Origin of the sequence: Moorena sp. SIO4A5 (assembly GCF_010672005.1) — a bacterium.
Lineage (GTDB): Bacteria > Cyanobacteriota > Cyanobacteriia > Cyanobacteriales > Coleofasciculaceae > Moorena.
Map to the genome: position 1 here is coordinate 1 of NZ_JAAHHZ010000169.1, position 11,541 is coordinate 11,541.

The 11,541-nt window shown below is 43.0% G+C and carries 10 protein-coding genes; 6 read left to right on the forward strand and 4 right to left on the reverse strand.

Annotated elements, in window-relative coordinates:
- The first annotated feature begins 359 nt into the window (after window positions 1–359).
- From F6K57_RS30420 to F6K57_RS30430, 3 genes are all read left to right on the forward strand, one after another.
- Complete coding sequence (locus F6K57_RS30420) at window positions 360–1,268, forward strand: MoxR family ATPase (RefSeq protein ID WP_293071929.1); 909 nt, start codon at window positions 360–362, stop codon at window positions 1,266–1,268.
- A 19-nt stretch (window positions 1,269–1,287) separates the two neighbouring features.
- Window positions 1,288–1,857 (forward strand): cytochrome C, encoded by a 570-nt coding sequence (locus F6K57_RS30425; protein ID WP_293043221.1) that lies wholly within the window; start codon window positions 1,288–1,290, stop codon window positions 1,855–1,857.
- Window positions 1,858–2,294: 437 nt separating this feature from the next.
- Window positions 2,295–2,639 carry a hypothetical protein gene (locus F6K57_RS30430; RefSeq protein ID WP_293043224.1) on the forward strand — a complete coding sequence of 115 codons (345 nt, stop codon included), beginning with the start codon at window positions 2,295–2,297 and terminating at the stop codon, window positions 2,637–2,639.
- Between the two features lie 308 nt (window positions 2,640–2,947).
- Here F6K57_RS30430 and F6K57_RS30435 read toward each other — a convergent pair whose 3' ends face one another.
- Window positions 2,948–3,313 (reverse strand): LapA family protein, encoded by a 366-nt coding sequence (locus F6K57_RS30435; RefSeq protein WP_293071923.1) that lies wholly within the window; start codon window positions 3,311–3,313, stop codon window positions 2,948–2,950.
- A gap of 347 nt (window positions 3,314–3,660) precedes the next feature.
- Here F6K57_RS30435 and F6K57_RS30440 point away from each other — a divergent pair, with 347 nt between their 5' ends.
- Entirely contained in the window at window positions 3,661–4,467 is an 807-nt protein-coding gene (locus F6K57_RS30440; RefSeq protein WP_293071924.1) for a PRC-barrel domain-containing protein, read from the forward strand.
- A gap of 521 nt (window positions 4,468–4,988) precedes the next feature.
- On the opposite strand, the gene F6K57_RS30445 is transcribed toward F6K57_RS30440, so the two are convergent.
- Window positions 4,989–6,650 (reverse strand): ATP-binding protein, encoded by a 1,662-nt coding sequence (locus F6K57_RS30445; protein ID WP_293071925.1) that lies wholly within the window; start codon window positions 6,648–6,650, stop codon window positions 4,989–4,991.
- Window positions 6,651–7,098: 448 nt separating this feature from the next.
- Between F6K57_RS30445 and F6K57_RS30450 the strand changes: the two genes are divergently transcribed.
- Together F6K57_RS30450 and F6K57_RS30455 are read left to right on the forward strand one after the other, a co-directional pair.
- Window positions 7,099–8,616, forward strand: a complete 1,518-nt coding sequence (locus F6K57_RS30450) for an ATP-binding protein (protein WP_293071926.1) — start codon at window positions 7,099–7,101, stop codon at window positions 8,614–8,616.
- Between the two features lie 112 nt (window positions 8,617–8,728).
- Window positions 8,729–9,292 (forward strand): Uma2 family endonuclease, encoded by a 564-nt coding sequence (locus tag F6K57_RS30455; protein WP_293071927.1) that lies wholly within the window; start codon window positions 8,729–8,731, stop codon window positions 9,290–9,292.
- Window positions 9,293–9,507: 215 nt separating this feature from the next.
- Here F6K57_RS30455 and rbsK read toward each other — a convergent pair whose 3' ends face one another.
- Window positions 9,508–10,437, reverse strand: coding sequence for a ribokinase (gene rbsK / locus F6K57_RS30460; RefSeq protein WP_293040119.1), 930 nt, complete (start codon window positions 10,435–10,437; stop codon window positions 9,508–9,510).
- Between the two features lie 500 nt (window positions 10,438–10,937).
- Window positions 10,938–11,541: phosphotransacetylase family protein (locus F6K57_RS30465; RefSeq protein ID WP_293071928.1), on the reverse strand; the 604-nt coding region annotated here is incomplete at its 5' end.

Here is an 11,541-nt window from a genome sequence, read left to right on the forward strand (position 1 = left end):
AGCTATTCCCAAGCCATGAAACATCTCATGCCTGATGGGAAGTTTTTAATTTTTCTTGATATAAGTCTACCCATGGAGGAAGAAGAGTCTGAATCTTAGGGGTTTATGCTCACGGGAATTTAGAATTTAGAATTTAGAATGAAGAATTTAGAATGAAGAATTTAGAATTTAGAATCGGGGTAAGACATAGCTTATAGGAGATAGGGCATGTTCTAAAACTGATAGCGGTTTTCATATTAATGAAGTACACAAACCGATGTTTGCCCTGCTCCCTGCTCCCTGTTCCCTGCTCCCTGCTCCCAGATCCGCTGTTCCCTAAAACCAAAGACTTTGTCCCTCACCCAATTGAACACTGCTATATGAGAGAAAGAATTGAAAAGCTCCAGGAAAATCTCGGTCGTGTGATTGTTGGTAAAGCAGATGCCATTCGTATAGTGATTGTGGCCTTATTGGCTGGGGGTCATGCCTTGCTCGAAGATATCCCTGGTGTGGGCAAGACACTGCTAGCGAAATCCCTAGCCCGTTCCATAGATGGCAAATTTCAACGTATTCAATGTACCCCTGACCTCTTACCTACCGATATCACCGGAACCAATATCTGGAATCAGCGCAGTGGTGAATTTGAATTTCTGCCAGGTCCAGTATTTACCCATGTCTTGCTAACTGATGAAATTAATCGAGCCACACCCCGGACCCAGTCAGCCTTATTGGAAGTAATGGAAGAGCAGCAGGTCACCGTAGATGGGCGATCGCGTCCCGTACCTCAGCCCTTTTTCGTGATTGCCACCCAAAATCCTGTGGAATATCAAGGTACCTTCCCCTTGCCAGAAGCCCAAATGGATCGATTCCTTTTATCCTTATCCCTAGGTTATCCCACAGAACAAGAAGAACTCCAGATGTTGCAACGCCATCTAGAAGGCATGATGGTTTCCGAGCTCACCCCCTGTATCACCACCGATGAAGTATTAGAATTACGGAATCTTTGTCACCAGGTGAAAGTAGAACGGTCACTACAAGAGTATATGCTCAATTTAGTCAGAGCATCCCGTTCCGCCGAAGATGTCACCTTAGGAGTCAGTCCTCGCGGTACCATTGCTTTACAACGGGCAACCCAGGCACTAGCCTTTATCGAAGGTCGAGATTACGCCATTCCAGATGATATCAAGTTCCTGGCACCTTATGTACTGTCCCATCGTCTCATTACCTCGGGGGGGCGTCGTGCTCAGCCCATTGTTGAGCAATTGTTGCGCTCTGTACCAATTCCTTAAAGAGTGTTGTGTGTGAGGTATGTCCAAATTTTTGAAGTCAAGACACCCAAGGCGAAACCGTAGACGTTCAGCTTGGGTTCTATTATTATTGTTGATTTTTTGGAGTATTAGCATAGGATGGGGACTGGAGCGAGCCGTAGGATATACGATTGAGCCAGAAACAGTTAGTTCCACCCCCACCGAATTAATCGCATCAATGGACCCAGTGTCCAAGCGCTACAAATTAGGCAAAGAACTTTACCTAGAAAACTGTTCCCGTTGTCACATTGCTTTGCCACCAGAAGTATTGCCTACCGAAACCTGGCGTCGGTTATTGTTAGAGCCACAGGAACATTATGGTACCCAACTCCGAAGACTGCTTGGTCCAAGTTTATTACTCACCTGGCAATACCTGCGAGATTTCTCCCGTCCCCATAACAAAGACGAAGAAGTACCTTATCGTATGACCCAATCCCGTTATTTCAAAGCCCTACATCCCCGAGTGAAAATCCCTCGACCCTTTGGGGTTAAAACCTGTGTTACCTGTCATCCCAGTGTCGCAAACTACGATTACCGCACCCTGACCCCAGAATGGCAGGATGCCCCTTAATCCGGTGATGGGGAGGTGGGGAGGTGGGGAGATGGGGAGATGGGGAGGTGGGGAGATGGGGAGGTGGGGAGATGGGGAGATAGGGAGATAGGGAGATAGGGAATTATAGCACTTTCTAGTCTAATCAGATACACAAGATTTTTTCACTCTTCCCGATTCCCGATTCCCGATTCCCTACTCCCTACTCCCTACTCCCTACTCCCTGTTCCGGTGTGCTACAGGCTATAACATTGTGTTACAATTACTACAAAACCAATTTAACAATTCCTTTAGTATTTAGTGAATAGCAGTTCTATAGGATTAGTAAACAGTCAGAGTTCTTATCCAGAACGCAGAACACAGAACAAAGAAAAATCTACTCATCTCGATGACCTTGGCTCGAAAGGTTGAGATAACTGGCAAAAAGAATAACTGGTAAAAAGGAAGGTATTAAACCTATGAAATACACCTTTGAAATCTTAGGAGTATCTCCTGTCCTAGACTTTTTCAATCATCAACAGACGTTGAGTCAGAGAAAAGTTCCACCAAGGCTGAAATACTTAGGTACTTATCAGTGTACCCTTGATGCTTTAATTGAATCAGCTGAAACCCTTCCCTCCCAGGCAGATTGGAGCCTAGATCAAGCTGTAGACAGTGTGATTCAATTCTGGATGAATCACCCAGAAATAATCAGTTATTGGAAACAACGATTAAATGATGCTGGTAAGGATAATTTACTGGTGTCAAGGGTGTCAGATTTTGAATCATTAAAAACTGAGTTGGAATCTTTGCTAGGTAGTTAAAATTAGGTAGATAAAATTAGGTAAGCTATCAGCGTGTCGCGTATCAGCTATCAGCTAATGCGCTACGCCCACGCTACTTGAGGTGCTTTTTAAGAAAAGAGATAAGTATTCGTTTAATCTCTTTTACTTATGCTGATGTACTTTTATGTTGACTTTCAATTCTCATTAATCTCGAACTATTAAATTTTACCGTTTGCGCATTGCCCATTGCCCATAGGCGCACCCTGCACAGGGTTTATTTTAGCTGACGACCCCTGACCGATGTTCGCGCAGCGTGGGCGTAGCGCATATGCTTAACATTTTTCCAGCTATTGCGGCTCAGATTCTGCTGATGAAGCACCTATGTTACTTTTCAAACTATCTTCTAAATACTCTATCCTTTTGCGTTGATTCTCAATATTTCCTATTGTTTCATTATAATCCTGCTCTAACTCATTAATCCGTTTCCGTTGCCGAGCTAGTTTACGACTTTGGTTAATTAAAGTAGGTGTGGAGATTAATAAACCAGTTAAACAGCCCATAGATAGAGTTAAAAGAATTACTATATATAAAGGTTCTTCTATAGTCCAAACTCCAAAGTTTACCGACACAATTTCTTTATTTTGAAGGGCGAATAATATCGCTGCTATAGCTAAGCCGATCACAAAGCCTGAAATCAAAAACAATAAGCGCATAGTCTCTACTCACTCCGTGGTAATCCTCTAGATCAGACTTGACTAAATCATGACTAAATTATTGTAAGCTAAAGATAGAAAAAATCACAGAGGGGTACACAAGCAGAATCTGAAGCTTAAGCAAAGACTCTAAGGAAAGACTATGGAAGCATAGTAGCTTTCTGTATTGTCCGATCAAGGATATATACTTCCCACAGACATAAACTCAGCTTTTGGTTTAACTGTTGAACGTAAGCTCTAAGCTCGAGGTGGTGAGGGGCTGAGGGTCTGATAGCTTACCTCTCAAAGCCTTCTGTGTCTTTTTCCGACCGCGATCGCCAGTTCTTAACTATTGGATACATGAACAGATGTCTTTATTATTTCTCCAAGCCAAACCGATCAAGCAGAGCCAGTTACTCAATCGTCTAGTATTAGAGCGTCAGACCACCGAAGAAATTGGTCATGTCGATCAACTCTTGTTGGACTATCAAGCTCATCGAGTTGTTGCCTTAAGGTGTAAGTCTGGATTACTTGGGACGAAAAAACGGTACTTTGCTTGGGGTCAAATAGAGAGTATTGGCACCGATAGTATTCTCGTCAACACTAGCAAACATCACAAAACTCAAGAGAACACCGAGTCTTGGGATTCCCTGATCGGACATGAAGTGTGGACAGATGCGGGTAACAAAATTGGTAAGCTAGTGGACTACTTGCTCAAACCCAAAAGCGGTACTGTAGTTAACTATCTCTTCTCCGACGTTGGCTGGCATGGGGTTATGGATGGTATGTATCTACTCCCACCAGTAGCAATTTCGAGTATTGGAAGCAAGCGGGTAATTGTACTGGATGCAGTTGCTCAAAATAGTAAACAGTATGGGGAAGGACTTAATCAAAAAATTGGTCAAGCTACAGACCTGATCAAGGAAGATTATCAAAAAACTGTCCAGGAATTTCAAGCTGTCAAGCAAAAAGCTCAACATATACCAGAACAGTTGAAAGATAAAGCCCAATCAGTCACTGAACAGTTGAAGGATAAAGCCAAAGCTACCACCGCACAGTTCAAAGATAAAGCTCAATCAGTCACTGAGCAGTTGAAAGACAGAGGCAATGCTACTACCGCACACTTAAAGGATAAAGCTCAATCAGTTACGAAGCAGTTGAAAGACAAAAAATAACTGGAGTCTAAGGATTTTTGATGAGGGGATAATTTCTGCCTATGGCTGTTAATTGGGAATTGGGAATTGGGAATTGGGAATTGGGAATTGGGAATTTTTCATTTTCCATTTTCCATTAACGTAAGTATTCAGCGGTCAGCGGTCAGCGGTCAGCCGTTGGCCTTGGCCACGTAGCTGAATGCTTACCTTTTGCCTTTTGCCTTTTGCCTTAAAAGGATAAGCTTTATCCCTCACCAAAATAATAATTTCTATAAGTATTTAACGGAACTATATATGATGGCTTAAAAATACCTTTTACCAACTATAGCGTTTCTCATAGCTATGAGGTACACATTATTTTTTCCCTCTTCCCTCTTCCCTCTTCCCATATCCGCTGCTCCCTGCTCCCTGCTCCCTGCTCCCTAAAACCCAGAGATTTGTACCTCATGGGTATAAGACTTGCTATATATTAGTCTTCGGAGCTTCGCATCTTATGGGGATTTGCGGTTAAATAAATCAATTTTTGTAAGTCATACTAACCACTAACGAAGCAATGGTAAAGATACCTTAATACGAGTACCTACACCTATTTCACTTTCCATAACTATTTCACCTTGATGGTGTTCCACATAACTTTTTACAATTGATAAGCCCAATCCAATTCCCCCTATGGAACCGATATTACTCCCGCGACTAAAGGAATTAAATAACTCACCTTGCTCCTGCTTAGGAATGCCAATACCTTCATCTGTAACTTCCAGTATTACTTGATTATTTTCACACTTAAGGTTAAGTTCGACTGTGCCTCCTTGAGGAGAATATTTAATAGCGTTAGAGAGGAGATTAGTTAGCATTTGTCGTAGCATCTTAGGATCTGATGTAAATTCATTACAATCACCTTCATGGCTAAACAATATCTGGTGTTTATCTGTGGTTTTAGATTTGATTTCATCAACTAATTTAATACAAAATCCAACTAAGTATATAGGTTCTGGTTGGAAATTTAGTTGGTCAAATTCCGTCTTGTTAATAAATAGCACATCATCCACTAAACCAGTCAGGTGCTGAACCATGGATTGGATACGTCTACAATGTTTTACTTGCCGAGTCGGATCAATTTTATCACAGTACCGTTCCAGGATTGCTGCTGATGAATAAATCGTAGTTAATGGGGTGCGGTATTCATGGGAAATGCTAGAGATAATCCGAGATTTAAATTTGCTCAATTCTTTCTCTTTCACCAGTGATTGACGTAGTTTAACTTCCAAAACTTGGAGCTGAGCATTGGCTACTCTTAGTTCAACTGTGCGCTCTTTAACCCGACGTTCTAACTCATCATTCAGTTGCTTCTGAGCAATTTCTATTTCCTTGCGAGTGGTGATATCTCGCAGTGATGCCATATAGGCTTTTTTCCCTTCCCATTGAATCTCTACTAGCTGGATTTCGACAATAACAATTTTTCCATAGGAGGAGCAAATATCTAGTTCTGTAGTTTGGCCAACCACTAGGGAACTGCACCATATTTCTCCTTGGAGTATTTCCGCTTTACAGTTGATCAGGGATTCTGCTGCTGGATTAACAAATTGAATCACTCGATTGTGATCAATAATGACAACACCATCAGCATTTCTGGTAATCATGGTGCGAAATTGCTCTTCACTGGCTCGTAGGGCTTCAGTTTGTCGCTTCAGTGCTAACAGCAGTCGTTGCCGCTCAATGCCATAGCGCATCGCTCGTACCAATAGGTTCCGATCAAATTGTCCTTTAACTAAGTAATCCTGTGCTCCTTCTTGTAGCGCTTCTATGGCTAAATTCTCATCAGTCAGTCCACTCAGAATGATTATAGGCACTTCCGGAAACTGGGCATAAATTTCACAAAATGTCTCTAGGCCTTGCTGATCTGGTAAGAACAGGTCACAGAGTACGATATCAATATTTCCATGCTTTAGGCATTCGAGACCTTGCTCTAAGGTCTCTACATGGGTGAGTGTTGCTGGAAAATGTTTGGCCTTTTTGAGTAATGCTTTAATGAGCTCAATATCCTGGATATCGTCCTCAATTAAGAGGATTCGGGTACAATCAGGATGCTCTGGTCTTTCTTTGGGCAGTTTATTCTGAAAATAAATAACTGAAGCAGGGACTGGTGCAGGGAAATTGCTTTGATCAGCTGAAGGAGAAGTGACTGGTAGGTATGTTGATGACATTGAAATACCGTTAACTAATCAACAAACATCTGTGAGATATGAATTAACTCTATTATGTTAATGTTGACTTAAAAAAAAACCTGTTTCCACCGTAATTTCACTAATCGTTATCTCCGTACTTATACGGATAATTTCCTAAAAAATTCACATAAAATCCGTATAATCCTTGAGATTAAGGGAATTAAAATACTAAAAAGTATACCGTCTGAGGGTCTTCGATGGATCATTTCGCCTCGAATGATAAAATTAATCTTAAATCTGAGGAGGCGTAATCGTAGTAAGATTTCAAGAATTAGGTTTATCCTTGAAGGCATTAGGCATGATCAGCTTAGGCTAAGGGCTGATCGTTTCTGACAAGTCGGACACGATATCAATTTTAGCTTTGTCCTCTACACTGGCAGCAACTGGTTCGGTTCTCAGTTGTGCTCAAGATCTGAGTTAAATAAGCATGTTTCAAACTACTCGCCGACGCCTTGCTCTGTGGTACACTACGGTCACGGCAGTCTTACTGTTATTATTTGCAACTGCTGTCTATCTTTATGTCCGCCACACCCTGATTGAACGGGTTGATGACACCCTCAAACATGTCGTAGAAGTGGTAGAGCGATCACTGGTTATTCAACCTGTGGATGATGGTGAGATTCCCTACCAATTCAACATTGAAGCCAGTTTTCGAGACAATAGTGATGGGGTAGAAGATGACCACATTGACCTGGAGTGGTTTAGTCCGAAGGGGGATTTGCTGTGGTCAACCTTCTCAGAACCCTTAACTATTCCCTTAAAGGCCAACACCACTAGGGCAACAGTTCATTTATCAGCAGAGCATCTCCTGCGACAGTTAACCCAACTGGTGCAAATCGAGGATTATATCTTGGGTTATTTACGGGTTAGCCACCCATGGTTTGAAGTCACCAAACCCAGCCACCAACTGATATTTGATCTGACTCTAGGTACAGTGGTGATAATTATCTCTACTGGTGCTATTGGTTGGTTACTATCTGGTATGGCTATGGAACCAGTACGGGAGTCCTACCAACGGCTCAAACAATTCACTGCTGATGCTTCCCACGAACTCAGAAACCCGATTGCCACGATTCAGACTAATGTACAAGTTGCTCTGGGGGATCCCGATTTGGCATCTGAGCTGCAACGGCACCAACTCGAAGTGATAGAGCGATTAACCCAGCGCTTAGGAAAACTGGTCAATGACCTGCTGTTTTTGGCTCGTGCTGATAGCGGTATGGTAAAACCCCAGTGGCAATTAGTCCACCTAGATGCTTTGCTAATGGAAGTGATCGAGGAGCAACAACTGATTGCTACAGAAAAAGGGATTTCCCTGTACTTGATTGACATCCCCAATCCCGATCAGGTACAGGGGACAGAGGAGAAAGAGGGGGAGATGGAGGATGGTCAAGCATTTCGGCCAGCCTGCCCTAGTCAGGTGTTCCAAAATCCAACATTCGACGAAGATGCCTTTACCCTTGAGGGGGATTGGAATCAATTGGCACGTTTATTTACCAATCTAGTCAATAACGCTGTGCAATACACACCCGCTTCTACCAAAACTCCAGGGGAAGCATTTATTCAAGTGGAATTACAACAGTTAGAACCTCCCAGCAAACATAGGGCAAGAAACCTGCCATTCCTCACCGTTACTCCCTCATGGGGGGGAACCCCAAGACCGCGCTACCTCCTTCAAGTCAAGGTAACTGATTCCGGTCGAGGCATCTGTGCATCAGCATTACCTCACATTTTTGATCGCTTTTATCGAGCTGATCCAGCTAGACCTTATGATACAGCAAAAGGAGCTGGGCTAGGTTTAGCGATCGCTAAAACAATAGTTGAGAATCACCACGGTCAAATCGAAGTTAAAAGCACTCTCAACCAAGGGACAACGTTTACAGTTACAATACCCGTTTTTAGAAAAAGCAATGTTGAAGGCCCTGTCGAAAGCGAGCAGGTATGAAAGCAAAAATATTTTGTCTTATCATATGTCGCGGTTTCGGTCAGGGGGAGTTTCGCGCTATAGTTTAAATCAAGCTCAACTAGCTCCAAAACAGGACATAAAAGAGGTGGTTATGGTTGCTTCTTATCACAGAGAGTACATGACTCCCGAAGCGTATCTAGACTGGGAGGAAAAGCAAGAACTTAACTATGAATACATCGACGGCGAAGTCTATGCTATGACTGGGGGAACTATTCCCCACGGAACCATTGCTCTGAATCTTGCAACTGCCTTAAAAAGCCATCTGCGGGGAGGTTCCTGTCGTCCTTTTATCTTTAGTGTCAAAGTGGGTGTATCAGAAAAAGGACCCTTTCACTACCCCGATCTCATGGTAAACTGCGACCAACGAGACAGCAATGCCCTCAAAGTCATTTATCATCCCTGTCTAATTGCGGAAGTCCTCTCTCCCTCCACTGAAGCCTTTGATCGAGGTCGCAAATTTGCTAACTATCGCCGCATCAAAACCTTACAAGAATATCTTTTGATTGATACTCAACAGATCACTATCGAGTGCTTCCGGCGCAATCCACAAGGCAAATGGGAACTTAATCCCTACACAGAAGGAGAGGAAATTCACTTGACCAGCATTGATTTTAGTTGTCCCATCTCCTTAATTTATGAGGATGTTACTGTATAGTTACTGTATAGTAGTGACTGCTGAGTGGCTGAGTTTTGAAAAAGACGTACTACCCTCAATAATTTGCTCAAACTGGATTAATTAGTATTAATGAGTAGCTCCACCATCAGGATTTCCAGTAGTAGCAAATTTCGGGTAAATGATCTATTAGCAATCACTAATATCTAAGAATTAATATCTAATATCTAATATCTAAGACTATCATGGTATCATAGCTAATAGCTAATACCTAATTCTGTGAGAAAGGCATTGAATGTCTCTTTATCCGGCAAAGACGGCTGAGCCCCAGCCTTAGTCACAGCAAGCGCCCCAGCTGCAGCTCCCCATATTACCGCTTGCCGCAACGGTAACCCTTTGGCTATTGCCACAGCCATTGCACCATTAAAGGCATCTCCAGCTGCCACAGTATCCACAGCCTCAACAGAAAAAGCAGGGACGAAGAACGATTCAGAAGCAGTGGCACAGAAAACCCCCTGCTCCCCTAAGGTCACAATCACCGTATCCACACCTCGTTGCAACAGTACTTCTGATGCGTTCTTCGCTGACTCTATGGTATCGACAGGAAAATCCACTAGTACAGAGGCTTCCAACTGATTCGGTGTCATAATATCCACCATGCCATACAGTTCCTCTGGCAAGTCCTGAGCTGGTGCTGGGTCAAGAATCACTGGACAACCCACTTTCTGAGCTGCGGCTGCTGCTAAAAGCACCACTGACATGGGAATCTCCAACTGCATCAATAAAACAGCGGCTTCTGGCAACAAACTACTGAGGCGTTCCACATCAGTTTCATTAACATGCCCATTAGCACCAGCCAGGAAAATAATGGTATTCTCCCCAGCCTGATCCACCGAAATCACTGCAATCCCAGAACTCACCGCCTCCTCAACCAAAACGCTATCGATGTCAACACCCGTTACCCCTAGACTGTAGCGTAGCTGAGTGCCAAAATCATCACAACCAACGCGCCCCACCATGTTAGTGGGGATACCCAACCGTGCTACCGCCACAGCTTGATTGGCCCCTTTCCCACCAGGAGCAGTAAAAAATTCATGGCCTTGTAGTGTTTCACCTGGAACTGGTAACCGGGGAGTTTTGGCTACCAAATCCATATTGATACTGCCGAAAACAATAACTGGTTTCATCGTTAACAGAATTACAAGTTAGCAAATTTAAAGTTGAAAAGAGTTAGAAGGCAAGCAAGTTTAACGTTGTTCGCTTAGCGTAGCCTTTTGGCAAACGTTTTAACCTTCAACATTATAACCTGACAACCTTCCAAATTAATGATGACAAAAACCAGAATTGTTTTCATATTTAATTTATAGCAATTCTACGACTTGTGAGGTACAAATTTATGGGTTTTAGGGAGCAGGGAGCAGGGAGCAGGGAGCAGGTAAGAGTAACCCACCCCTAACCCCTCCCAGGAGGGGAAGTGAGGTAAGAGGGAAAAAATAATGTGTACCTCATAGCTACGATAAACGCTATAATAGAGTTACCTTTAACAGAGTTATAATTTATTTAGTAACTTTCAAGTTAACGTTTTAAACTTGGCCAATAGCCCACGCTACGGAACCTGCAAACCTACCCTATACAGAATCGCATTGTGCGAATAACCTTCTCACCTTTTAACCTTCAACTAATGCATCTATAAAGCTGGTTTCAAACCAAGTAACTTGATCAACCGCTCAATGTCGAAATATTCATTCATCATCTGTTGCATACACTCCACCTTAATTGCTTCATGGAGATGTACTTGACCAAAAGAATTGTCAATAATCTCAACAGTAGTGAGGGTGTCTAAATCAACGGAAAGTACGGGAATTTCAAACTCTTCAGCACGTCTGAGAATAACCGCTTGAGGCTGAACTTGACCGGTAAGAATTAAACAGTGGGTTGAGGTTTCTAGAGCAGCCATCTGAAGGTCTGGGCGATCGCCTCCCGTCACCACCGCCATATTAACGCCCTTGCGTAGATACTTCAGAGCAGCATTGACATTCATCGCCCCAATGGTCAAGCTTTCCACCATCAAATCCAAGCGGTCAGGGCAGCATAGCACATTAGCTTGCAACTGATGTACTAGTTCCCGAACACTAACACTGCGCAACAGATTATTTCTAGGCATCATTCCCAATACTGGGATTTCTTGCCGTTCCAGAAACGGTTTCAATGTTGTTTTTACCCTTGATAGCTTGTCTTGGGGAATATCATTAATTAAAACTCCCAGTAAGCTTTCTCCCAGACGTTGCTTA

What these genes read in the sequence shown, in the direction of transcription:
- F6K57_RS30425 (WP_293043221.1), top strand. Translation starts at nt 1,288, where the DNA reads ATGTCCAAATTTTTGAAGTCAAGACACCCAAGGCGAAACCGTAGACGT.
- F6K57_RS30450 (WP_293071926.1), top strand. Translation starts at nt 7,099, where the DNA reads ATGTTTCAAACTACTCGCCGACGCCTTGCTCTGTGGTACACTACGGTC.
- F6K57_RS30430 (WP_293043224.1), top strand. Translation starts at nt 2,295, where the DNA reads ATGAAATACACCTTTGAAATCTTAGGAGTATCTCCTGTCCTAGACTTT.
- rbsK (WP_293040119.1), bottom strand. Translation starts at nt 10,437, where the DNA reads ATGAAACCAGTTATTGTTTTCGGCAGTATCAATATGGATTTGGTAGCC.
- F6K57_RS30435 (WP_293071923.1), bottom strand. Translation starts at nt 3,313, where the DNA reads ATGCGCTTATTGTTTTTGATTTCAGGCTTTGTGATCGGCTTAGCTATA.
- F6K57_RS30445 (WP_293071925.1), bottom strand. Translation starts at nt 6,650, where the DNA reads ATGTCATCAACATACCTACCAGTCACTTCTCCTTCAGCTGATCAAAGC.
- F6K57_RS30440 (WP_293071924.1), top strand. Translation starts at nt 3,661, where the DNA reads ATGTCTTTATTATTTCTCCAAGCCAAACCGATCAAGCAGAGCCAGTTA.
- F6K57_RS30420 (WP_293071929.1), top strand. Translation starts at nt 360, where the DNA reads ATGAGAGAAAGAATTGAAAAGCTCCAGGAAAATCTCGGTCGTGTGATT.
- F6K57_RS30455 (WP_293071927.1), top strand. Translation starts at nt 8,729, where the DNA reads ATGGTTGCTTCTTATCACAGAGAGTACATGACTCCCGAAGCGTATCTA.